The following is a 22,954-nucleotide window of genomic DNA, read 5'->3' as shown; positions in this document are numbered from 1 at the left end:
GTTGAGCCGGATCAACTCAACTTCGCTCACACCTGACAACGCATGGCACACCGCCGGTTGTTCCCGTCCTCGCCACGTGATCCCGGCCACGTCGTACGCGCTCAGACGGCGTGCCGCAGGTGCAGGCGGGCCAGCGGCGAGGCGAGCACGGGGCCGCCGGCCGCCACGTGTTCGGCCTGCGCCCGCAGCACGGCGGCGACGCCCTCGTGCCCGCCCCACCGCTCGACCTCGTCGGCCAGCAGGCGGAGGAACCCCGGATCCTGCGACCGCTCCCCGCCGAGGTCGGCCGCGGCCAGCGGGAGGTACGTCGCGGCGCGGCCCGGTGGCCGCACCCGCAGCTGCACGGCGCCGCCCCCGTTGTGCAGGGTCGCCACCTCGGCACCCGCCCAGGGGACCCGCCGGACGGGGCGGGACGCCAGGATCCGCACGAGCTCGCCGCGCGCGGTGTCGAGGGCGTGGCCCCGCGCGACGAGCGGCACCAGGACGAGCACGAGCAGCAGGCAGCCGGCGGTGCCGATGACCGCGTCGCTGCGCGCCTGGGTGAGCCAGGCCCACACCAGCACGCCCGGCACGGCGAGGACCCCGCACACCATCGAGACCCACATGGTGGCCGAGGTGGTGGCCAGGCGCGGCACCCGGACCAGGCCGTCCCCGCTCATCCCCGGTCCCCCGGCCGGGAGCGCGGACGGGCGGCGACCTTGCGGTCGGTGGTGACGATCCAGACGGTGAGCGCGACGCCCGAGAGCACGGCGAGGGTGAAGAAGGTCAGCGCCACCCCGGGGACGCCGAAGATCCGCGGCCCCTCGTCGACCCGCATCATCAGCGCCGCCCCGACGAGCATCGCCGAGATCACCAGCCCGAGGGTGAGCCGGTTGGCCACCCGCTGGAGCACGGTGTGCAGCCGCTCCTCGTCGATCGCGTCCACGCGCACCATGAACTCCCCGTCGGCGAGGTTGTCCATGATCCGGTTGGCCCGCTTGGGCAGCAGCTTGGTGAACTCCTTGGCCTCGATCGCCGAGGCCATCAGCCCGCCCGGGGTCACCTTCATCCCGCTGGCCAGGATGCTGCTCACGTTGTCGCGCAGGGCGGCGGCCGGCGAGAAGTCGGGGTCGAGCCGCAGGGTCGAGGCGTCGAGGTTGAGCAGCGCCTTGCCGATCATCGACATCTCGGCCGGCGGGCGCAGCCCGTGGGCACCGGAGACCCGGCTCAGCTCCACCAGCACCGAGCCGGCCTGCAGCTCGGGGCCGGCGTTGACCGCCTCGGAGACCAGGTGCGAGACCTCGTTGCGGAAGGCCCCGGCGTCGTAGTCGGAGAGCTGGTGGCCCATCTCGGCGAGCACGGTGGCCGCCTCCTCGCCGTCGCCGTCGGTGATGGCGAGCAGGAGCCGCACCACCTTCTCCTGCAGCTTGGGCGGCACGGTGCTCACCATCCCGAGGTCGAGCAGCGCGAGCCGGTCGTCGTCGGTGAGCAGCAGGTTGCCGGGGTGCGGGTCGGCGTGCAGCACGCCCTCGGAGAGCATCAGCTCGAGGTAGCAGGCGAAGAGCTGCTCGACGACGGGCGTCGTGTCGCGCTCGACCTGCGCGAGGCGGCCGAGGTCGGTGACCTTGCGCCCCTCGACGCGGTCCATCGTGAGCACCCGGCGCGAGGAGTGGGTCGGCACGGGCTGCGGCACCAGGAGCAGGTCGTAGCCGCTGGTCAGCTCCCCGAAGCGGACCAGGTTGCGCGCCTCGCGTCGGTAGTCGAGCTCGCCGGCCAGCGTCTTGCGGAACTCGGTCACCAGCTTCTCGAAGCCGTAGCGGCGGCCGAGCTCGGTCCGCTTGTCGGCGAGGTGGGCGAGGCTGGTCAGGGTCTCCATGTCGCCGCGGATCACCTCGCGCGCCTCGGGGCGCTGCACCTTGACCACGACGTCGCGCCCGTTGCGCAGGGTCGCCGCGTGCACCTGGCCGAGCGAGGCAGCGGCCAGCGGCTCGGGGTCGAAGGAGCCGTAGAGGTCCTCCAGCCGACCGCCCAGCTCGCCCTCGACGATCTCGCGCACCTGCTCGAAGGCGAACGGCGTCACGTCGTCCTGGAGCCGGGCCAGCGCCTGGGTCCAGGCCGGCGGGAGCAGGTCGAAGCGGGTGGAGAGCAGCTGGCCGAGCTTGACGTAGGTCGGGCCCATCGCCTCCAGGTCGCGGGCGAACGCCTCGGCCCGGGCGTCGTCGGTGCCGTCGGCCAACGGCTCCTCGTCGAGGCTGAACTCGTCCAGCTCGAGCCCCTTGAGGAGGTCCGAGCGCCCGTGCCGGTAGGCCAGCCTGGCCAGCCGCGCGTAGCGCCGGGTCGCGGACGGCGTGGCGGGGACGGTCGAGGGGGAGCTCTTCATGGGTCCCGAGGATGCCACGTGCGCGGCCGCGCTCGTCGGTACGGTGACCCGGTGCCGCTCCCCCGCCGCCTCGTCGTGGCCCTCCTCGCGCTGGCGGTCCTCGCGGTGACGGCCGTCGTCGGCGCCGCGGTCACGTCGTACGACGTCCTCGACCGCCTCGCGCCCGGCCGCGGCGCGGGCGCGGACGCGGACGCGGACGCGGGCGCGGGCGCAGGGCGCTCCGACGAGCAGGGCGAGATGCTCGACGCCCTGCCGCCCGACCTGCGGCTGGTGGCCCGCTTCGACCTCGACGAGCCGCCCGGCGCGACCGCCTTCCGCGACCGGGTCGGCGGGCTGGTCGGCCGGGTCGGCGCCGACGTCGTCACCGACGGGCGCCGCCACTCCTTCCCCTGGGTGCAGCCGCACTCGGGCGTCTTCGCCGGCCACACCGACCTCGTGCCGCCGGGCCCCCGGCTGCACCGGCTGGCCAACCCGGGCCGCGCCTCGTTCGCGTTCACCATCCGCTACCGGACCCGGCACCGCTTCGGCAACCTCCTGCAGAAGGGCCAGGGCGACACCCCCGGCGGATACTGGAAGCTGGAGAACCCCGAGCGGGCCCCCCGCTGCATGTTCCGCGGTGGCGACGGCAGCACCCGCACCGGCTACCTCGCCGGCTTCGAGGAGGGCGCCCGGCTCGCCCCCGGCTGGCACGTGCTCACGTGTGTCCGCACCCCCGGGTGGGTCCAGATGTGGGTCGACGGGGTCGCCCAGCCGCGGGCCTGGGGCCCGACCGGGACGATCCGCAACGACCGGCCGCTCTCGGTCGGCGGCAAGAGCGCCTGCGACGCGGTCCGGATCACCTGTGACTACTTCTCCGGCGAGATCGACTGGATCGAGCTGCGCAAGGGGTGAACAATCGCCCGGTGCCCGACGCCGACTTCCGCCTCCGCGACGTCGCCCTGACGGCGTACGGGCCCACGGTCGTGAACTCGGTCGGCCACGGTGCGGTGCTCCCCGTGCTGGCGCTGCACGCCCGCGACCTCGGCGCCGACGTGCCGACCGCCGCCCTGGTCGTGGCCCTGCTCGGCGTCGGCAGCCTGCTCACCGCGCTCCCCGTCGGCGCCCTGGTCGCCCGGATCGGCGAGCGGCGGGCGCTCGTCCTGGCCGGGGTGGTCGACGCCGCGGCGATGACCGCCGCCGCCCTCACCACCACCTGGCTCGGGCTGGCGGCCGCGGTGACGGTGAGCGGGATGGCGTGGACGACCTTCATGATGGCGCGCCAGGGCTACATGATCGACGTGGTCCCGCTCGCGCACCGGGCGCGGGCGATGTCGGCGCTCGGCGGCAGCCACCGGATCGGGATCCTCGTCGGCCCACTGCTGGGCGCCGGGCTGATCCACCTCACCGACCTGCGGGCGGCGTTCGTGCTGTCGGCGGCCACCGCGCTGGCCGCCGCCCTGCTCGCGCGGCTGATGCCCGACCTGGGCTCCGACTCCCGCGCGCGGGCCAGGGAGACCGGACACCTCTCGGTGCGGGCGGTGATCGTCGCCCACCGGCGGGTCCTGGCCACCGTGGGGGTCGCCGTCGTGGTGATCAGCGCCAGCCGCGCCCTCCGCCAGGCGGTCTTCCCGCTGTGGGCCGACCACGTGGGGATGTCGGCGAGCACCACGTCGCTGGTCTTCGCGGTCGCCGCCGCGGTCGACGTCGCCTTCTTCCTGCCGGGCGGCTGGCTGATGGACACCCGCGGCCGCACGGTGGTGGCGGTCCCGGTGGTCGCCTCGGCGGCGCTGGCGTGCCTGCTCCTCCCGCTCGCCACCGCCACCTGGTCGGTGACCGCCGTGATGGTGCTGATGGCGGCGGGCAACGGGCTGGGGTCGGGGATCGTCATGACCCTGGGCGCCGACACCGCCCCGGTCGAGGGGCGGGCGCAGTACCTCGGCGCGTGGCGGCTCTGCGGCGACCTCGGGGTGAGCGGCGGCCCGCTGCTGGTGAGCGCCGCGGCCGCGCTGGTCCCCCTCGCGACGGCGAGCGTCGCGATCGGCGTGCTGATGCTCGCCGGCAGCGCCTGGGTCGGCCACTGGACGGCCAGGCTCGAGGCCGGCCGGCTCCGCGGCTGACCCGCGGCGGTCAGCCGACCTGGACGACGACCTCGTTGGACTCCAGCCCGCTCTCGGAGTCGACGACGCGGAACTTGTTCTCCCCCGTCTGGCCGGTCATCACGTAGGTCCCGAAGCTCTCCCCCGTGACCGAGACGGTGACGGGGAAGTCGTTCCACTGCCCGTTCTCGAAGCGCTGCACCTGGAGGATCGCGCCGCCGCCCTGGGCGTAGGTGCCGGCGAGGTCGATCTGCTGCATCGCGCCGACCGCCGACTGGCCGGCGGTGAGGGTGATCGCCTTCTCGGGCTCGGGGGTCTCCGAGACCGACTCCTGGGGCAGGGCCGGCGCGGTGCCGGTGGGCGTCGGTCCGTTGGGGTCGAGGGTGATCTGGGGGCCGCTGGGGCCGGCGGTCTCGGAGAACTCCGGCAGCGTCAGCGTCTCGCCCGAGGTCGCGGCCGCCGTGGAGTCGCCGTCCCCGCCGCCGAGGCCGAGCATCTTGGTGCCGACCAGGACCATGACGCCGGCCAGCACGCCGACCACCAGGGCCACGCCGCCGAGCGCGATCAGCCCGGTGAGGACGGGACGCTCCTCGGACGTGGGACGGTCGGCCACCTGGTGCTCCTGCTCCTCCGCGTGACCCGCCGGGCGCGGGCCGCCGGCCATTCTTCCACCTCGGCGGGCGTGGGTCACATGGTCGGACCAGATGCCACGACCTCGTGCACGGTGGTCGCCTTCACGGACAGGTCGGCGCAGCTCTGCCGCCGCGGCTCCCCGGCCCGGGCGACCACGCCGACCTGCCAGGGCGCTCCGTCCACGGTGAGCCGGACCACGCCGTCCTCCTCGCCGACGACGACCACGTCGCCGAGCCCGTCGAGGCCGGTGGCCTCCACCACGTGCAGCTGGGCGACCTGGGCGGCGACCCCGACCCCCACCCGGCCCCGGGAGAAGCCGACGGGGTGGCGTCCGGCCCGCAGCTCCTCGACCGCCAGCACCGCCGACTCGGGGTCGAGCCGGCCGAGCGTCACGCCGCTGGGGAGGTCGACCAGGGTCGCGGAGAAGCGGTGCCCGCCGAGGTGGGTGGTCTCCCAGGTCTCCTCGGGCCAGCGGGCGGCCAGCGCGGCGGTGACCGGCCGGCCGAGCTCGGCGCAGCACAGGTCGCGGCGCCCGTTGGTGCAGACCAGCAGCAGCCCCCCGTCGTACGGCGTGAGGCCGGGGCTGCGGCCCTCGGCCAGCGCCGCGGTGTCGAGGTCGAGCAGCTGCTCCGGGTCGTCGAGCACGGTCGTCTCGATGCTCACCCGGTCGGGCTCGACCAAGACGGTGAAGACCCGGACCCCCGGGCCGGAGATCCCGCCGTGGCGGCGGACGAGCATGACCCGGACCCCCGCCAGGTCGGCCAGGCGCTGCTTGACGGGGGCCGGCAGCCGGCTGTCGGCGACCGCCTGGCGGCCCCAGGCGCCGGCGTGCTCGACGAGCAGGAAGGCCCGCTCGGTCGGCGCGGTGCCGGCCAGCGCCTCGCCGTCAGCCCGGCTGGCGCCGGAGCAGCGGAACGTCGGGTCGTGCGACTGGTCCGGAAGGGCGGTGCTCACCCCTCGAGTCTGCCCGACGCGCGGCCCGTCAGGGCAGCAGCCCTCCGCCCGTCAGGGCAGCAGCCCCCTGCGCCGGGCGACGGCCGCGGCCTCGGTCCGCGACGACGCCCCCAGCTTGCCGAGGATGTTGGAGACGTGGACGCTGGCGGTCTTGGTGGCGATGAAGAGCTGCTTGCCGATCTCGCCGTTGCTCCGCCCCTCGGCGACCAGGGCGAGGATCTCCCGCTCCCGCGGGGTCAGCGGGTCGGGCGCCGCGCCGGGCTCCGGTCGGCCGGCCGCTCCCGCGCCCTGCGGGACCTCCCCCAGCGTCAGGAGCTCGTCGAGGAGCGGCCGCGCCCCGAGCTGCTCGGCGGCCTCGCGCACCTGCGCCGCGACCTCGCGGGCGCGCTCCAGGTCGCCCTCCTGCCGGTGCAGCTGGACGAACCGCAGCCGGACCCGGGCCAGCTCGTGCACGTGGCCGTAGGCGGCGAGCTGCTCCTCGGCCCGCCGCCACGCCTCGAGCATCTCGGCGCACCCGGGCGGGTCCACCTGCGCGAGCCACCGCCAGCGCAGGTGCTCGGCCTCCAGCCGCACGGCCCACGCCCGGGTCTCCTGGCCGTAGGCCAGGCCCTCGTCGTGCAGGTAGTCGAGCACCCGGCGCCCGTCGTCGAGGAGCCGGTCGGCGGTCTCCCGGTGGGCGGCACGCTCGGCCGACGACTGCCGGGCGGCCGCCGTGCCGAGCACCCCGAGGACCTGGGCGGCCAGCCGCAGCCGGCCCTGGAAGAGCTCCCGCCACAGCCGGCCCAGCTGGTCGACGACGCGGGCGTAGGTGGCCAGGGCCGCCTCCGCGTCGCCGGCCTGCCCGGCGAGCTCCAGCTCGGCGCCGGCGGCGTGCAGCGCGACGAGCCCGTCCTGGCCCCAGAACTCCCGCAGCCGGGCGAGCCGCTCGGCGGTCCCCTCGGTGCCGCGGGCGGCCCCCACGGCGGCGCCCCACGCGTCGAGGGTCGCGGCCAGCACCGGCGACGGCGCCTGCCGCGACTGCCGGGCGGCCGCCAGCACCTCCTCCCAGCGGCCCAGCACGAAGCGCGCCCCGCTCGCCATCACGAGCGCGTCGAAGGAGTACGGCGCCCAGCGCAGGCCGACCCGGCGACCCAGCGCCAGCCCGGCGTCGAAGAGCGGGATCGCCTCCTCCAGCTCGCCGCGGTCCTGGTGGATCCGGCCGAGGGTGTAGTGGCCGCGCATCTCGGCCTTGACCGCGCCGCTGGCCCGCGCCTGGCTGATCACCTCGCGCATCGACTCGACCACGTCGTCGCCGAGGTGGTGCTGCTGGAGCCCGGCCAGGGTGGTGAGGATGTCGGCGCTGAGCCGCGGCAGGTCGAGGCGCTGCGTCATCGCGAGCGCCGCGCTGCCGACCTCCCGCGCCTCCTCCTCGAGCCGGTGCTCCACGAGGATCCGGGCGAAGATGGCGTGGGTGCGGACCTGCTGCGCCTCGCTGCCCGCGGCGACCAGGTCGACCGCCTCGCGGATCATCGCGAGCTCGTCGTCGGCCTCCTCCAGCTGGCCGACGGCGAGCGCCAGCTGGGAGAGGAGGCGGCCGCGGTCGACGTCGTCGATCCCGGGTGGCAGGTCGGCCAGCGTCGAGCGGAGCAGCGCCTGCGCCCGCTGGGCGTGGCCGGCGCTGGTGAGGGCGTCGCAGGCGCGCAGCACGAGGTCGGCGTGGCCGACCCCGACCTCGGCCTCCAGCCCGGCCACCAGCCCCGGGTCGGCGGCGAGCTCGAGGGCGAGCAGGTAGTGCTGGACGGCCTCGTCGGGCCCGCCGACCTGCATCGCGGCGGCCCCGGCCTCGACGCTCGCGCGCAGCGCGGTGGCCAGGTCCTGGCCGAGCCGCGCGTGCCGGGCCAGCTCGGCGGAGCTGCCCGGGGCCAGCCCCGCCCCCAGCACCCGGGCGTACGCCGCGTGGCGGCGCACCCGCTCGCCGGGCAGGAGGTCGTCGTAGACCGCCTCGGCGAGCAGCGCGTGCCGGAAGGAGTAGGTGCCGTCCCGGCCGGCCTCGAGCACGTGCCGCTCGACCGCCGTCCGCAGGGACTCCTCCAGCGCCCGCTCGTCGAGCCCCGAGACGGCGGCGAGCAGGTCGTGGCCGACCCGGCGGCCGGCGACCGCCGCGGTCCGGACCACCTCCTGGGTGGCGTCGTCGAGGCCGTCGAGCCGGACCAGGAGCAGGTCGGCGAGGTCGGACGGCACCCCGCCGGTGGCCCAGGTGGCGCCGACGAGCTCCTCGACGAAGAAGGCGTTGCCCTCGGCCCGGGCCACGATGTCGTCGACGTCGGAGTCGGTGATCGGGTCGGGGTGCAGGGCGTGGACGAGGCGGCGCACGGCCACCGCGTCGAGGGGCTCCAGCAGCATCCGCTCCACCCGGAGCCGGGACCACTCGGCCACCTGGCGGCGCAGCGGGTGGCGCCGGTGGAGGTCGTCGACCCGGTAGGAGACGACCAGCGCGACCCGGCCCTCGAAGCTCCGGGCGAAGAGGAAGCCGAGCAGGTCGCGGGTCGACTGGTCGGCCCAGTGCGCGTCCTCGACGACGACCAGCAGCGGCCGGTCGGCCGAGGCCCGGTCGAGCAGCACGTGGACCGCCTCGTAGAGGTCGCCGCGCTCCAGCGCCCCCTCGACCCCGGTGTCGCCGCCGGCCCGCACCCGACGGCCCGGCTGGAGCCGGCGCAGCACCGGACGGTCGGCGGTGGTCGCCTCGACCACCTCGGGCAGGGCGGCCGACAGCCGGCCCAGGACCTCGGAGAACGGCAGGTAGGGCAGCGCCGACTCCGACAGGTCGAGGCAGTGGCCCGCCACGACCCGCCAGCCCGCGGCCACGGCCCGGTCGCGCAGCTCGGTCAGCAGCCGGGTCTTGCCGACCCCGGCGTCGCCGCCCAGCAGCACGGCCGGGGAGCCCCCGCCGGGGCGCCCGGGCGCGTCGGGCCCCGCGAGGCCGAGCCGGGCGCACAGCTCCGCCAGCTCCGCCTCGCGGCCGACCATCTCGACGCTGCGGTGGGACACGTCGTCCATCATGTCGTGCCCCGCCGACGCGGTCGCGGCATTTCCCGCCCGCCCCGAGGGGCGGACGGGAGCCGCGGGCGCGGGGCCAGCCACTCGGCGGACCTCGTCAGCGCATCTCGTCGGCGCCGCGCATCGGCCCCTGCCAGCGGCGGGCGGCCCGGCCTCGGCCGCGCTGCCCCCGGCGCGGCGCCCACGCGCGGCGGACCCGGTCGGTGCGGTAGTCGGTCTCGGTGCGGATGAACTCCTGGTCGAACATCTCGGTTCCCTTCCTCGTGTCGTGAGGAAGACGTTGCTCCGCTGAGGTAGCCGCGCACATCGGACGAATGCCGCGGTCCGGCGTCCCGGTCCGCGGCGCCGGCTACCTCAGGTCGCCCCCGGGTACCTCAGGCCGCTCCGGGTACCTCAGGCCGGCCGCCCGCCCACCCAGGTGGCCGCCACGAGCGGGACCCCGGGCCGGTAGGCGAGGTGGACGTGGGACGGCGCGTCGAGGACCGCCAGGTCGGCCCGCGCGCCCACCACCAGCGCGCCCACGTCGTCGCGGTCCAGGGCCGCGGCCCCGCCGGCGGTGGCCGCGTGCACCGCCTCGGCGGGGGTCATCCCCATCTCCCGGACCGCCAGGGCCACGCAGAACGGCATCGAGGAGGTGTACGACGAGCCCGGGTTGCAGTCGCTGGCCAGCGCCACCCGGACCCCCGCGTCGAGCAGCCGGCGGGCTTCCGGGAAGGGCTGACGGGTCGAGAACTCCACCCCCGGCAACAGGGTGGCGACGGTCCCGGAGTCCGCCAGGGCGGCGACGTCGGCGTCGGCGAGGAAGGTGCAGTGGTCGACCGCCGCCAGCCCCAGCTCGCAGGCCAGCCGCACCCCCGCGCCGTACGTGAGCTGGTTGGCGTGCAGCCGCCCGCGCAGCCCGGCCGCCGCCCCGGCCGCCAGCACCGCCCGGGCCTGGTCGGCGTCGAAGGCGCCCTCCTCGCAGAAGGCGTCGACCCACCTCGCCCACGGCGCCGCCGCGGCCAGCATCGGGCCGGTGACCAGCTCGACGTACGCCGCGGGGTCGCCCGGCGACCCGTCCGCGTCGTCGGGCACGACGTGGGCGCCCAGGAAGGTGGTCTCCTCGGTGAACGCCCGCGCGACGGCCAGGCTGCGGGCCTCGTCGTGCACGGTGAGCCCGTAGCCGCTCTTGACCTCGACCGTGGTCGTCCCCTGCCGGCGCATCTCGGCCACCAGCCGCCCGACCTGCGCGGTGAGCTGCTCGTCGGTGGCGGCGCGGGTGGCCGCGACGGTGGTGCGGATGCCGCCCGCGGCGTAGGGGCGCCCCGCCATCCGGGCCTCGAACTCCGCGGCGCGGTCGCCGGCGTGCACCAGGTGGGTGTGGGAGTCGACGAAGCCGGGCAGGACGGCCCGGCCGCCCAGGTCGACCGCCTGGTCGGCGGCCGGCGCCACCGCGGCCTCCCCCACCCAGGCGACCCGGTCGCCCTCCACCACGAGCGCGGCGTGCCCGACGAGCCCCAGCAGCCCGTCGCGGGCGGGGTCGCAGGTGGCCAGCTCGGCGATCCCGGTGAGCAGGGTCGCCGTCACGACAGCAGCCGCCCGACCACGTCGTCGAGCTCGCGGCCGACCTCCCCGACCTCGCGCCCGAGCACCCACCCGTCGACGACCACGTGGGTGACGTCGGCGGCGCTCGCGGCGAAGACGACGGTGCCGGCGTCCGCCCCGGTGCCGGCGGTGCGGACGCTGCGGCTGTCGACGGTGACCAGGTCGGCGCGCTGGCCCACCGCGATCCGCCCGGCGTCGTCCCAGCCGAGGCTGGCGTGCCCGCCGACCCCGGCCGCGAGCAGCTGCTCGGCGCGCCAGTGCCCGCGGCGCTGGGTGGCGAGCCGCTCGTGCAGCTCGGTGGCGCGCATCTCCTCGAAGAGGTCGACCACCGCCTGGCTGTCAGAGCCCAGGGTCAGCGGGGAGCCCGCCTCGTGCAGCCGCAGGGCCGGCCCCACCCCGTCGGCGAGGTCGCGCTCCGTGGTGGGGCAGAGCGAGACGGTGGTCCCGGTGACCCCCAGCAGGGCGACGTCCCACGCGTCGACGTGGGTGGCGTGGACGACGGTGGTGCCGCGTCCCAGCACCCCGGCGTCGTGCAGCAGCCGCGTCGGGGAGACGCCGTACGCCGCCCGGCAGCCCTCGTTCTCGGCGGGCTGCTCGGAGAGGTGCACGTGGAGGGGCCGCCCGACGGCGGCCTCGGCGACCACCCGCAGCTGGTCGGCGGGGACGGCCCGCACCGAGTGGATCGCCGCGCCGACCCGGGCGTGGTCGCGGCCCGCGACCCCCTTGGCGAGCGCCTCCACCCGGAGCGCCCAGCGCTCGGCGTCCCCGTCGCCGAAGCGGCGCTGCACGCCCTCGAGCGGCTCCCCGAACCCGCCGGCGAGGTAGCAGGCGTCGAGGAGGGTGATCCGGATCCCGGCCTCGCGGGCCGCCTCGACGAGCAGGGTGCCCATGAGGTTGGGCTCCTCGTAGGGCGTCCCGCCCGCCTGGTGGTGCAGGTAGTGGAACTCGCCGACCGTCGTGATCCCGGCCGCCGCCATCTCGCGGTAGACCGCCCGGGCCAGCTCGAACATCGCGTCGGGGTCGATCCGTCCGGCGACGGCGTACATCTGCTCCCGCCAGCTCCAGAAGGTGCCCCGGTCGCGCTGGGTGCGGCCGCGCAGCGCCCGGTGGAAGGCGTGGCTGTGGGTGTTGGCCAGCCCGGGCAGGGTGATCCCCGCGAGCCGGGTGGGCGCGGGGTCGGCGTCGAGCGCCACCCGTCCGCCGACCTCGACGCGGGAGAACCGGCCGCCCGAGACCTCGACCAGCACCTCGTCGTGGAGGGCGTCGTCGACCCAGGCCCGCTCGAGCAGGTAGGCGGTGTCGTAGCGCGTCACGAGACCAGCTCCTGCAGGCAGTCGGCGAGCGCGGCGACCCCGGCGAGGCAGTCGGCGACCTCCGCGTGCTCGTCGGGGGCGTGCGAGACGCCGGTGGGGTTGCGGACGAAGAGCATCGCCGTCGGGACCCCGGCCTCCGCCAGCACCCCGGCGTCGTGGCCGGCCGCGGTCGGGACCACCGGCCACCCGCGCGGGCCGGCGAGCCGGGCGGTGAGGTCGGCGTCGAAGGCGACGGCCGCCTGCACCGACTCGGGGACGACGTCGAGCGCGGTGCCGTCGCGCCCCGCCCGGTCGGAGCCCAGTCGGACCACTGCGTCGACCAGCTCGGCCAGCCCCGCCTCGGAGTCGGCCCGGGCGTCCATCCAGCCCGTGACCCGCGACGGCACCGCGTTGGTGCCGTTGGGGGCCACCTCCACCCGGCCGAAGGTGGCCCGCTGCCCCGCGACCCGGGCCTGCTTGTTGGCCGCCAGCGCGGTCATCGCGTAGGTCAGCATCGGGTCGCGCCGGTCCTCCATCCGCGTGGTGCCGGCGTGGTCGGCGCGACCGGTGAAGTCGAACCGGTAGCGGCCGTGCGGCCAGATCCCGCTGGCCGCCCCCACGGCGGCGCCGCGGTCGACGAGGTCGCGGCCCTGCTCGACGTGGAGCTCCAGGAAGCACGCCACCCGGTCGGGGTCGGCCACGTCGGACCCGGCCCCGGCCTCCGCGGCCGACGGGTCCAGCCCCGCGGCGGCCATCGCGTCGGGGAGCGCCGTCCCGTCGGCGTCGCGCAGCTCCCGGGCCCGCTCCCAGGGCAGCGCCCCGGTGGCCAGCCGGGAGCCCAGGCAGGCGACCGGGAAGCGCGACCCCTCCTCCGCGGCGAGGACCGCGACGCCGAGCGGTCGGGCCGGGACAACGCCCCGCTCGCGCAGCCGGTCGACCGCGGCGAGTGCCGAGACGACGCCCAACGGACCGTCGAAGGCGCCGCCGTCGACGACCGAGTCGAGGTGGGAGCCGGTCAGCACGCCGGGGCGGGCGCCGTCGGGACCCTCGGGGCGCCACCACGCGACGAGGTTGCCGAAGGGGTCGGCCGCCAGGGCCAGGCCGCGGGCCGCGGCGGCCTCCGCGAACCAGTGCCGCAGCTCGACCTCGGCCCCGGCGAAGGGCAGCCGCCGGTAGCCGCCCGTCGCCGCCGCGCGGCCGACCGGCGCGCACGCGCCCCACATCTCCTCGAACGTCACAGGGCCAGTCCACCGTCCCGGACCGGCCGGGTCAACGAGGACACCCCTCAGGGGGCGCCGCGCCCGCCCTCCCAGTCCTGGGTGCTCTCGCTCAGCTCGTCGACGACGAGGAGGTCGTCGCGGACCTGGCCGGCACGGAACGAGGCCCGGCCGACCATGTGGCTGGAGATCACGCTGGTCGCCATCTGGAGCAGCACGACGAGCGCCAGGAAGCCCAGCACCGACGGGTCCCGCAGGCTCAGCGCGAGCCCGGTGACCACGAAGGCGAGGCCGATCACCTGGGGCTTCGTCGCGGCGTGCATCCGGCTCAGCAGGTCGGGCAGCCGGACCACGCCGACCGCGGCGACGAGGGCGAAGCCGGCCCCGACGAGGAGGCAGGCCGCAGCCAGGACGTCGAGCACGGCACCCACGCTCATGCGTTCTCCTCCTCCTGCTGGTCGTTCTCGGCCTCGACGTCGTCGGAGCCGTTGGCGTAGCGCGCCACCGCCACGGAGCCGACGAAGCCGATCGCCGCCAGGGCCAGGATCGCCGGCAGCGCCGCGTCGCTGTCCTGGTGCGCCGCCCACAGCGACATCCCGCAGACCATCACCGACATCATCACGTCGAGGGCCATGCTGCGGTCGAGGATGGTGGGACCCGCCGTGATCCGGACGACCAGCAGCCCGGCGGCGAGCAGCAGCATCCCGCCGGCGACGTAGAGGACGACTGTCATCGGGCCGACTCCGTCCTGGGGTCGCGGTCGGCGCCGGCCGGCGGGGCCGGCAGCGGCTCGAAGGCCGCGAGGAAGCGGTCCTCGACGGCGAGGGCCTCGCGGCGGAACCGCTCGACCGCCTCGGCGTCAGGCACGTCGAGCACGTGCAGGTAGAGGGTGTGGGTGGAGCGGCGGGCCTCCACGACGATCGAGCCCGGCACGAGGCTGAGCATCGCCGCGACCCCGGTCATCACGAAGTCGGAGCTGCTGCGCAGGTCGACCGCCACCACCGCGTTGCGGACCGGGCGGCGGCGCAGCACGACCGCCGAGACCTCGAGGCTGGCGCGGACCACGTCGAGCGCGAAGCGCAGGGCCAGGATCAGCAGCGGCCAGGGGCGCACCCGCGACTCGAGCTTGACCGGCGGCAGGGGGAAGGCGAGGCAGGCCAGCACCGCGACCAGCACCCCCGAGACCACCAGCATCGGGGTCACCGCGCCCCACAGCGCCAGCCAGACCAGCGTCAGCCAGAAGATCGCGAAGGGCTGCACGGCGCGGTAGCGGACCGGCCGCACCGAGCCGTCGGCCCGCACGCGCACCTGCGGGCTCACGGGGTCTCCCCGGTGAGGACGGCGGAGAGGTACGGCGTCCGGGCGACGAGGTCCTCGGCCGCGCGGTCGGTGAAGGCGAAGAGCGGGCCCGCGACGAGCGTGAGGACCACGCTCATCACGACGAGTCCGGCTGCCGGGACGAGCATGCTGGGGGGCAGGGTGCGGGTGTCCTCGCCGGCCTCGATCAGCTCGTAGAAGTCCCGCTCCGGGTCGTCGTCGTCAGCCAGGCGCCGCGACTCCTCCAGGGTCTCGGCCGTCACCACGCCACCGGCCGTGTGCACGTGGCCGCGGTGCTCGTTGCGCGGCTTCGTGTCGAAGCCGGGCAGCGGGTCGGCGCCCAGCGCCTCGATCTCCTCGAGCGCCTCGTGCGCCTCCTGGGGCGTGCGCCAGAAGGCGACCGCCCACGTCTTCGCCACGGCGTACAGGGTGAGCAGCGAGGTGACGACGCCGGCGACCACCAGCGTCCACGCCAGCCACGTGCCCTCGGCCTGGGCGGCCTGCAGGAGACCCACCTTGCCGATGAAGCCCGAGAACGGCGGGATCCCGGCCAGGTTCATCGCGGGGATGAAGAAGAGCACGCCGAGCACCGGGGCGATCCGGGCCAGCCCGCCGATCCGGACCAGGGAGGTGCTGCCCGCCCGTCGTTCGACCAGGCCGATGACGAGGAAGAGCGCGGTCTGCACCGTGATGTGGTGGACGACGTAGAACATCGTCGCCGACGCCCCCGCCTCCCCCGCGACGGCCACCCCGAGCACCAGGTAGCCGATGTGGCTGACCAGGGTGAAGGAGAGCATGCGCTTGATGTCGGACTGCGCGATGGCGCCCAGGATGCCGATCACCAGGGTGAGCAGCGCGACCCACAGCAGCAGGTCGGTGAGCGGGCTGTGCGGGAAGACCACCATCTGCATCCGCAGGATGGCGTAGATGCCGACCTTGGTGAGCAGGCCGGCGAAGACGGCGGTGACCGGCGCCGGCGCCGTCGGGTAGCTGTCGGGCAGCCAGAACGAGAGCGGGAAGATCGCCGCCTTGATCGCGAACGTCGTGAGCAGCAGCAGCTGGAGCATCAGCGAGACGTGCGGCGGCAGGTCGGCCACCCGCTCGGCCAGGTGAGCGAGGGTCAGCGTCCCCGTGGCGGCGTACGTCGACGCCAGCGAGATGAGGAAGAGCATCGAGGAGAGCAGCGCGACGAGGACGTAGATCGTGCCGGCCCGGATCCGCGGTCCGGTGCCGCCGAGCGTGAGCAGCACGTAGCTGGCGAACAGCAGCATCTCGAAGCTGACGAAGAGGTTGAAGAGGTCGCCCGCGAGGAACGCGTTGGCGACGCCGGCGACCAGCACCAGGAAGGTCGGGTGATAGACCGACAGCGGAGCGGACTCCTCGTCCTCGACCATGCCCTGGCCGATCGAGTACCCGAGGACCGCCAGCGTCACCAGCGAGCTGACCAGCACCATGAGCGCGGCCAGCCGGTCGGCCACCAGGACGATCCCGACGGTCTCGGGCCACTGGCCCATCCACATCACCTGCGGGCCGGACTGGTCGGCCTCGACCAGCAGCACCGCCGCGATCACCGCGTTGGCCACCAGGACGACGAGGCTCAGCCAGCGCTGGAGGTGGGGGCGCTGCGAGAGCACGAGGCTGATGCCCGCGCCCAGCAGCGGGAGCAGCACCGGCAGGGGCACCAGGAGGCTCATGGTCGGGTCTCCTCGCGCTCGTGCTCGGCGGCCACGTCGGCCCCGAGGTCCTGCCCGCCGCCCGGCTCGTCGCCCCGCCCGTCGACCAGCTCGCCCTCGGCGAAGTCGCTGCTCTCCTCGACCTCGTCGGGGTCGTCGCTGGCGGCGGAGAACGCCTCGGAGGTCGCGTCGGTGGCGGCCATCCGCCGGATCATGGCGTCCTCCACGTCGTCCTGCACGTCGTCGTGGCCGGTGAGCTGCCAGCTGCGGTAGGCCATCGCCAGCACGAACGAGGTCGTGGCGAGCATGATGACGATCGCGGTGAGCACCATCGCTTGGGGCAGCGGGTCGGACATCGGCTCGTCGACGCCCTCCACCGTGATCGGCGCCGCACCGCCGGGCCCGCCCGCGACGAGGAAGGCGAGGCTGACGCCGTTGCCCATCATCAGCAGGCCCACCAGCACCCGCGACAGGCTTCGCTCGAGCAGCAGGTAGACCCCGCAGCCGATCAGCCCCGCGGAGGTGAGCACCAGGGTGAGGTTGACGTCGGTCACGGGGCCGCCTCCTCGCGCGCGGCCTCGCGCAGGTCTCGGACGATCTGGCGGTCGATCTGGGAGCCGAGCGCGCGGAGCAGGTCGAGGACCAGCCCGACCACGACGAGGTAGACGCCGACGTCGAAGAAGACCGACGTCACCACGTGCAGCTTGCCGAGCAGCGGGATCGGGATGTCGACGATGGCGCTCTGCAGCACCGCACCGCCCAGCATCAGCGGGACCACCGCCGCGAGCGCCGCCACGGCCAGTCCCCCGCCGATCAGCTTGCCGGCGTCGACCGGGGCCGCCTCGTCGAGCTCGTAGCGGCCGCCGGCGAGGTAGCGCAGCACCAGGGCCAACCCGGTCACCATGCCGGCGGCGAACCCGCCACCGGGGTCGTTGTGGCCGGCGAGCAGCAGGTAGATGGAGAGCACGACGATCGAGTGGAAGATCAGGCGGGTGATCACCTCGAAGATGATCGAGCGGTTCTCCGGGGCCAGGGTCCGCGGCGCGGGGAGCCAGGCGCGCTTGCCGGCCACCCTGGGCTCCTTGCGGACGCCGGCCGGGTAGGGGATCTCGTGGACCCGGCGGATGCCGGTGCCGCGGGCATCGAGGAAGATCAGGCTGGCCACGCCCGTCGCGGCGGCGACCAGCACCGAGATCTCGCCCAGCGTGTCCCACGCCCGCACGTCGACCAGGATGACGTTGACGATGTTGTGCCCGCCGCCGTACTCGTAGGCCAGCTCGGGCAGGGTCGCCGAGACGGGCTCCGCCGTCCGCGAGGAGGCGCTGACGAGGAGGAAGCCGGCGACCGAGGCCGCGACGCCGAGCCCGAGCGCCATCCGCAGGTAGCGGCGCCGGCTGAGCGGGCGGTCGGTGAAGTACTCGGGGAGCCGGCGCAGGGCGAGGACGACCACCACGACGGTGAGCGTCTCGACCAGCACCTGGGTGAGGGCGAGGTCGGGAGCCCCGTGGAGGACGAAGAGGAGGGCCGTGCCGTAGCCCGTGGCGCCGGCGAGCAGGACGGCGCGGAGCCGGCGTCGCGACCGGGTCGCCATCACGGCGGCGACGAGGACGACGACGCCGATCCCGGCCTGCACCGGCGTCTGCCAGGCCACCACGTGGACGACGTCGGTCGCCTCGAGCAGCGCCGAGCCGGGGACGAGGACGACGACCAGCAGGATGAGGGCCAGGTAGGCCGCGGCGGAGCCGCGCTGGACGACACCGGTGACCTCGACGGCGGTGCGGTCCAGGGAGCGCATCGACCAGCGGTAGGAGCGCTCGAGGGAGAGCTGGTGGGTGAAGGAGAGCTGCCAGCGGAGCAGCGGCTCCCGGACGACGAAGAGCAGGGCGCCGACCAGCAGGGCGACGACGGTCGCACCGAGCGGGAGGCCGACTCCGTGCCAGAGCGAGAGCTCGGCCTCGTGGACGCCCTCGGGGAAGAGGCCGGCCTCGAGCCCGAGGAGCTCGGTGAGGCGGTGGCCGGCGAAGCCGAGCACGAGGGAGAGCGCGGCCAGCAGCACCGGCCCGGCGGCGAAGCCCCACGGGACGGGTCGGACGGTCAGCTCCTCGGCGACCTCGCGGTCGGCGAAGGCGCCCCAGACGAACCGGGCCGAGTAGGCCGCGGTGAGGATCGAGCCGAGCACGACGCCCGCCAGCAACAGCCAGCCGGCGTACGACGGGATCCCGGTGCCGTCGCCCTCCCTCGCGACGTCGACCAGGGCGACGAAGACGCTCTCTTTCGCGACGTAGCCCAGCAGCGGCGGGACGCCGGCCATCGAGGCCGCGGCCAGCGCCGCCGAGACGGCGACCACCGGCATCCGCCGGCCCAGGCCGGTGAGGCGGCGCAGGTCGCGCGTCCCGGTGAGCCGGTCGATCAGCCCGACGGTGAGGAAGAGGCACGCCTTGAAGAGCGCGTGCGCGAGCAGGAGCGCGAGCCCGGCGAGCATGGCGCTGCGGGTGCCGACGCCGAGCACGAGCACCATGAAGCCGAGCTGGCTCACGGTGCCGTAGGCGAGCAGGAGCTTGAGGTCGTGCTGGACCATCGCCCGGACGCCGCCGACCAGCATCGTCGCCAGGCCCAGCACCAGCAGCACGCTGCGCCAGCCCGGGACCCCCGCGAAGGCCGGGGCGAGCAGGGCCACGAGGAAGACGCCGGCCTTCACCATCGACGCGGCGTGCAGGTAGGCGCTCACGGGGGTGGGCGCGGCCATCGCGGCGGGGAGCCAGAAGTGGAAGGGCAGGAGCGCGGACTTGCTGATCGCGCCGACCAGCAGCAGGTGGACCGCGACGGTCACGAGCGTCCCGGCGGGCGGGTCGGCGAGGATCTCGCTGATCCGGTGGGTGCCGGCCGCCTGCCCCAGCATGATCGCGCCGACCAGCAGGGCCAGGCCGCCGAGGGTGGTGACCAGGAGCGCCTGGATCGCGGCCTGCCGGCTGCTGCGCCTCGTCGGGTCGTGGCCGACCAGCAGGAAGGAGAAGACGGTGGTGAGCTCCCAGAAGACGTAGGTCAGGAGCAGGTCGTCGGAGAGGACGAGGCCGAGCATGGCCGCCACGAAGGCGGTCAGCACCCCGGCGAAGCGGGGGACGCCGGTGCTGTCGTCGTGGAAGTACCAGGTGCAGTAGGCAAGCACGATCGCCCCGATGCCGAGCACGATCAGGGCCAGCACCCACTGCAGCGCGCCGAGCCGGAACGCCAGGTCCACTCCGATGCTCGGGACCCAGCTGCGGCTCTCGCTGCGGACCTCGCCGTCCAGCACGCCCGGCCCCAGGGTCGCGACCCAGACGGTGCCGGCCAGCACCACGGCGGCGACGGGCAGGAAGGCCCGTCGACCCCACCGCAGGACCATCGGAGGGCTCGCCAGTGAGAGGCCGAACAGTCCGGCGATCAGGATCAGCAACAGGGTCGCCCGTCGGGTCGAGGGTGGCTCGTTGTCTTGGCGTGGCGAACCCGATTCTACGGGCCCCCGGTGACGCCGACGTCGGCGCGTCGTGCGTCCCCGCGGCCGGCCAACGGCGTCCGGATGGTGGAGGAGGCCTTCTGTTCGAACATGTGTTCGAAGGAGAATGGAGCGTGGCCCGCCGACCGCTCATCAACCCCGCCCTGGGGCCCGACCAGGTTCCGTGGGGCAACCTGGCGCTGGACGAGTTGGACGCGTGGGGGGTGCTGGACGCTGCCACGGCCGGTCTGCGGGTCCGGCGGGCGGCTGAGGTGGCTGAGCTGGAGCTGGCGGCTCGGTGGGCGTTGTTGCACGGGTCCGACCCGGCCGAGGATCCGACGGCGTCGCGGATGGACCGGTTGGTGTGCCTGGGTGGCGAGGGGACGCCGTGGGTGCGGGACCTGTGCATCGGCGAGCTGGCGTTGGTGCGGGGGTGTGGGTGGTCCACGCAGCGGGCGGCGGTCGCTGACGTGCTGGACCTGCAGCACCGACTGCCGTTGACCTGGGCGCGCGTGCGGGCCTGTGAGGGGGAGGTGTGGGTGGCGCGGAAGGTCGCGGTCGCCTCGCGTCACCTGGCCTTGGTCGACGTCGGGGTGGTGGACGTCGCGGTGGCGCGGATCATCGGCGGCGAGTCTCCGGCGCGGGTGCTGGAGGTCGCGGCGGGCAAGGTGGTCGAGGCCGACCCCGAGGCCCACGCCCACCGGGTCGCCCTCGAACGCGCCCGCCGGTACGTCGCGGTCGGGCAGAGCGACGAGGCGGGGCTGCGGCACGTGATCGCCCGGGTCCAGGCCGGCGACGCCGCCTACGTCGACGCGATGGTGGAGCGAGTCGCCGAGATCCTTCGCGAACGTCTCTGCGCCGCGGGTGTGCCGGCCGACGAGCGGCCCACCCGCGACCAACTGCGGTCCGAGGCGTTCGGGCGGCTGGCCCGCCCCGCCGAGCTGCTGACCCTCCTCCTCGAGCACCACCCGGAGAACACGGCCGACGACCCGGGCGACCAGGGCGACCCGGGTGGCCGGGTGGTGTCGCGGGCGTTGGCGTTCCCGGCCGACCTGCTCGCGGCGCTGCGCTCGGTCGACCCGGCGCGGTTGCGCCCGACTGCGCGGCTCCACGTGCACGTGAGCGCGCAGGGCCTGGTCGACGCCGAGGCCTCGGTGGCCCGGGTCGAGGAGCTGGGCCCGTTGCTGGTGGCGCGGCTGGCCGAGCTGCTGGGCCACGCGCACGTGGAGCTGCAGCCGGTGGTCAACCTGGCCGAGGAGGTCCGGGGCACCGCCTACGAGCACACCGACCGCCTGAAGGAGCGGGTCTGGCTCCGCGCGGGCGGGGAACGGTTCCCCTGGTGGCGCCACCAGGGTCGCCGGGTCGACCACGACCACCCCCGACCCTGGTCGGCCACGGGCCCGCCGGGCCAGACCGGCACCCACAACTCCCAACCCCTCTCCCGGCGCCACCACCGGTGGAAGACCCACGCCGGGGTCCGGGTCTGGCAGGTCGACCGGGTCCGCTGGCTGTGGCGCACCCCCCACGGCCACTGGTTCCTCGTCGGCCCCGACGGAACCGTCCCGCTCCCCTGCCTCCCCTGATCGGTCCCGGTACCGTCGAAGGGGATGGCCGAGGAACCCCACGAGCCCGACCGGCGCACCCGCGAGCCGGCGCGCGACGCGCGCACCGGCGACAGCGCCGCGGCCGCGCGGATCCGGCACCAGGGCATGTGGGTCGAGCAGCAGCTGCGGGTGGCGATGGAGCGTGGCGACTTCGACGACCTCCCCGGCGCGGGCAAGCCGATCGAGGGGCTCGGCCGCGACCACGACCCCGACTGGTGGATCAAGAAGCTGGTCGAGCGGGAGCAGGTCACGGGCGTGCTGCCGCCGGCGCTGCAGCTGCGCAAGGACGACGCGGAGCTCGACGGCCGGCTGGACCGGATCACGGTCGAGTCGGAGGTGCGCCGCGAGGTGGCGGAGTTCAACGCCGCGGTCCGCCGGGCGATCTACACCCCGCCGGTCGGCAACCAGCCGGCCCCGCCGGTGATCACCCGGCAGCGCGACGTCGACGTCGAGGTGGCCCGCTGGCGGGAGCGGCGTACGGCGCGGGTCGAGGCCCAGCGAGCGGCGCTCGCGCGCGTCGAGGCGGAGCGACGCCAGGAGCGGCCGCGGCGGTGGCGACGCCGGGGCCGCCGCCGCGACGACGGCGGCTGACCCCGGGTCCAGCGCGCGACACCCCGCCGGGGCGCGTCCCGGGGCGCTGTTATGTTCCGGCCCATGCGCACTGCCAAGGACTTCTTCGCCCCCCTCGCCGTCGGCGCCCCCGCGCCCGTGCGCGAGATCCCGGCCCGGCCCAGCCGCGCCATCCACTTCTTCGACCCCGGCAACCCCAAGATGGCGGCCAAGGTCCCCGACATGGTCGGCACGGTCGACGTGCTGCTCGGCAACCTCGAGGACGCCGTCAAGGCCGAGAACAAGGAGGTCTCCCGCGAGGGCCTCGTGAAGATCGGCCGGAGCGTCGACTTCGGGCCGACGCAGTTCTGGACCCGGATCAACTCCCTCGACAGCCCGTGGGTGCTCGACGACCTGACCACGCTGGTCCCGGCGATCGGCGACAAGCTCGACGTCATCATGGTCCCGAAGGTCCAGGGCGCCGAGGACATCCACTACGTCGACCGGATCCTCGCCCAGCTCGAGGCGAAGGCCGGGATCCAGAAGCCGATCCTCGTCCACGCGATCCTCGAGACCGCGCGCGGCGTGGCCAACATCGAGGAGATCTGCGCCGCCTCCCCGCGCATGCAGGGGCTCTCGCTCGGCCCGGCCGACCTCGCGGCGGACCGCCGGATGAAGACCACCCGGGTCGGCGGCGGCCACCCCGGCTACCTGGTCCGCGCGGACGCCCCGAAGAACGACGCGGGAGAGACGCAGTACGACGCCGACCGGACGAAGTACCAGCAGGACCTGTGGCACTACACGATCGCCCGGATGGTCGACGCGTGCGCGATGCACGGGATCTACCCGTACTACGGCCCCTTCGGCGACATCAAGGACACGGTCGCCTGCGAGGACCAGTTCCGCAACGCCTTCCTGCTCGGCTGCGTCGGCGCCTGGTCGCTGCACCCCGTGCAGATCAAGATCGCCAACCGGGTCTTCTCCCCCAGCGTCGAGGACGTCGCGCACGCGCGCCGCGTGATTGCCGCGATGGGCGACGGCACCGGCGCCGTGATGATCGACGGGAAGATGGAGGACGACGCCTCGGTCAAGCAGTGCCAGGTGATGGTCCGCCTCGCCGAGGAGCTCGCGGCGATCGACCCCGAGCTGAAGAAGCAGTACGACGCCATCGAGACCCCGGGAGCCTGAC

20 protein-coding genes are annotated in these 22,954 nt (G+C 75.2%); 5 read left to right on the top strand and 15 right to left on the bottom strand.

The annotated features are described in order from the left end of the window. Nucleotides 1–101: 101 nt before the first annotated feature. Together DNK53_RS05190 and DNK53_RS05185 are read right to left on the bottom strand one after the other, a co-directional pair. On the bottom strand, nucleotides 102–659 hold the full coding sequence (locus tag DNK53_RS05190) for a hypothetical protein (RefSeq protein ID WP_110181161.1): 558 nt from the start codon (nucleotides 657–659) through the stop codon (nucleotides 102–104). Then, nucleotides 656–2,359: an ABC1 kinase family protein gene (locus DNK53_RS05185; RefSeq protein WP_110181160.1), complete on the bottom strand. Its 1,704-nt coding sequence runs from the start codon at nucleotides 2,357–2,359 to the stop codon at nucleotides 656–658. The genes DNK53_RS05190 and DNK53_RS05185 overlap by 4 nt, the downstream gene beginning before the upstream one ends. Before the next feature lie 51 nt (nucleotides 2,360–2,410). Between DNK53_RS05185 and DNK53_RS05180 the strand changes: the two genes are divergently transcribed. Beyond that, nucleotides 2,411–3,250, top strand: a complete 840-nt coding sequence (locus DNK53_RS05180) for a LamG domain-containing protein (protein ID WP_162599794.1) — start codon at nucleotides 2,411–2,413, stop codon at nucleotides 3,248–3,250. An 11-nt stretch (nucleotides 3,251–3,261) separates the two neighbouring features. Continuing rightward, nucleotides 3,262–4,455 carry an MFS transporter gene (locus tag DNK53_RS05175; protein WP_204163740.1) on the top strand — a complete coding sequence of 398 codons (1,194 nt, stop codon included), beginning with the start codon at nucleotides 3,262–3,264 and terminating at the stop codon, nucleotides 4,453–4,455. Between the two features lie 10 nt (nucleotides 4,456–4,465). Here DNK53_RS05175 and DNK53_RS05170 read toward each other — a convergent pair whose 3' ends face one another. From DNK53_RS05170 to DNK53_RS05115, 13 genes are all read right to left on the bottom strand, one after another. Continuing rightward, nucleotides 4,466–5,047 (bottom strand): hypothetical protein, encoded by a 582-nt coding sequence (locus tag DNK53_RS05170; RefSeq protein ID WP_162599793.1) that lies wholly within the window; start codon nucleotides 5,045–5,047, stop codon nucleotides 4,466–4,468. 74 nt (nucleotides 5,048–5,121) lie between these two features. Continuing rightward, nucleotides 5,122–6,021 carry a sucrase ferredoxin gene (locus DNK53_RS05165; protein ID WP_110181156.1) on the bottom strand — a complete coding sequence of 300 codons (900 nt, stop codon included), beginning with the start codon at nucleotides 6,019–6,021 and terminating at the stop codon, nucleotides 5,122–5,124. Nucleotides 6,022–6,072: 51 nt separating this feature from the next. Beyond that, on the bottom strand, nucleotides 6,073–9,048 hold the full coding sequence (locus DNK53_RS05160; protein WP_162599792.1) for a helix-turn-helix transcriptional regulator: 2,976 nt from the start codon (nucleotides 9,046–9,048) through the stop codon (nucleotides 6,073–6,075). Between the two features lie 106 nt (nucleotides 9,049–9,154). Further along, nucleotides 9,155–9,304 (bottom strand): hypothetical protein, encoded by a 150-nt coding sequence (locus tag DNK53_RS17395; RefSeq protein WP_162599791.1) that lies wholly within the window; start codon nucleotides 9,302–9,304, stop codon nucleotides 9,155–9,157. Nucleotides 9,305–9,450: 146 nt separating this feature from the next. Beyond that, nucleotides 9,451–10,623 carry an imidazolonepropionase gene (hutI, locus tag DNK53_RS05155; RefSeq protein ID WP_110181154.1) on the bottom strand — a complete coding sequence of 391 codons (1,173 nt, stop codon included), beginning with the start codon at nucleotides 10,621–10,623 and terminating at the stop codon, nucleotides 9,451–9,453. Next, nucleotides 10,620–11,954, bottom strand: coding sequence for a formimidoylglutamate deiminase (locus tag DNK53_RS05150; protein ID WP_110181153.1), 1,335 nt, complete (start codon nucleotides 11,952–11,954; stop codon nucleotides 10,620–10,622). Before DNK53_RS05150 ends, hutI begins: the two co-directional genes overlap by 4 nt. Next, the gene (locus DNK53_RS05145) at nucleotides 11,951–13,171 is read right to left on the bottom strand and encodes an allantoate amidohydrolase (RefSeq protein WP_239456356.1); all 1,221 of its coding nucleotides are present in this window, start codon (nucleotides 13,169–13,171) and stop codon (nucleotides 11,951–11,953) included. Before DNK53_RS05145 ends, DNK53_RS05150 begins: the two co-directional genes overlap by 4 nt. A 47-nt stretch (nucleotides 13,172–13,218) precedes the next feature. Continuing rightward, nucleotides 13,219–13,587 (bottom strand): monovalent cation/H(+) antiporter subunit G, encoded by a 369-nt coding sequence (gene mnhG, locus DNK53_RS05140; RefSeq protein ID WP_110181152.1) that lies wholly within the window; start codon nucleotides 13,585–13,587, stop codon nucleotides 13,219–13,221. Beyond that, nucleotides 13,584–13,883: an MrpF/PhaF family protein gene (locus tag DNK53_RS05135; RefSeq protein ID WP_110181151.1), complete on the bottom strand. Its 300-nt coding sequence runs from the start codon at nucleotides 13,881–13,883 to the stop codon at nucleotides 13,584–13,586. Before DNK53_RS05135 ends, mnhG begins: the two co-directional genes overlap by 4 nt. Next, complete coding sequence (locus DNK53_RS05130) at nucleotides 13,880–14,470, bottom strand: Na+/H+ antiporter subunit E (protein ID WP_110181150.1); 591 nt, start codon at nucleotides 14,468–14,470, stop codon at nucleotides 13,880–13,882. The genes DNK53_RS05135 and DNK53_RS05130 overlap by 4 nt, the downstream gene beginning before the upstream one ends. Then, complete coding sequence (locus DNK53_RS05125; protein WP_110181149.1) at nucleotides 14,467–16,161, bottom strand: Na+/H+ antiporter subunit D; 1,695 nt, start codon at nucleotides 16,159–16,161, stop codon at nucleotides 14,467–14,469. Before DNK53_RS05125 ends, DNK53_RS05130 begins: the two co-directional genes overlap by 4 nt. Then, on the bottom strand, nucleotides 16,158–16,694 hold the full coding sequence (locus tag DNK53_RS05120; RefSeq protein ID WP_110181148.1) for a Na(+)/H(+) antiporter subunit C: 537 nt from the start codon (nucleotides 16,692–16,694) through the stop codon (nucleotides 16,158–16,160). Before DNK53_RS05120 ends, DNK53_RS05125 begins: the two co-directional genes overlap by 4 nt. Next, nucleotides 16,691–19,573, bottom strand: coding sequence for a Na+/H+ antiporter subunit A (locus DNK53_RS05115; protein ID WP_110181147.1), 2,883 nt, complete (start codon nucleotides 19,571–19,573; stop codon nucleotides 16,691–16,693). The genes DNK53_RS05120 and DNK53_RS05115 overlap by 4 nt, the downstream gene beginning before the upstream one ends. A 173-nt stretch (nucleotides 19,574–19,746) precedes the next feature. Here DNK53_RS05115 and DNK53_RS05110 point away from each other — a divergent pair, with 173 nt between their 5' ends. The 3 genes from DNK53_RS05110 (at nucleotide 19,747) to DNK53_RS05100 (ending at nucleotide 22,953) form a co-directional block, all read left to right on the top strand. Next, complete coding sequence (locus DNK53_RS05110; RefSeq protein WP_110181146.1) at nucleotides 19,747–21,195, top strand: hypothetical protein; 1,449 nt, start codon at nucleotides 19,747–19,749, stop codon at nucleotides 21,193–21,195. Between the two features lie 24 nt (nucleotides 21,196–21,219). After that, entirely contained in the window at nucleotides 21,220–21,807 is a 588-nt protein-coding gene (locus DNK53_RS05105; RefSeq protein WP_110181145.1) for a DnaJ family domain-containing protein, read from the top strand. Nucleotides 21,808–21,870: 63 nt separating this feature from the next. Beyond that, nucleotides 21,871–22,953 (top strand): HpcH/HpaI aldolase/citrate lyase family protein, encoded by a 1,083-nt coding sequence (locus DNK53_RS05100; RefSeq protein WP_110181424.1) that lies wholly within the window; start codon nucleotides 21,871–21,873, stop codon nucleotides 22,951–22,953. Nucleotide 22,954: the final 1 nt, after the last annotated feature.

This window comes from Nocardioides solisilvae, assembly GCF_003194625.1.
GTDB lineage: Bacteria > Actinomycetota > Actinomycetes > Propionibacteriales > Nocardioidaceae > Nocardioides > Nocardioides solisilvae.
The sequence above is the reverse complement of the archived record's forward strand: the minus strand, read 5'-3'. Positions and strand labels throughout refer to the sequence as shown.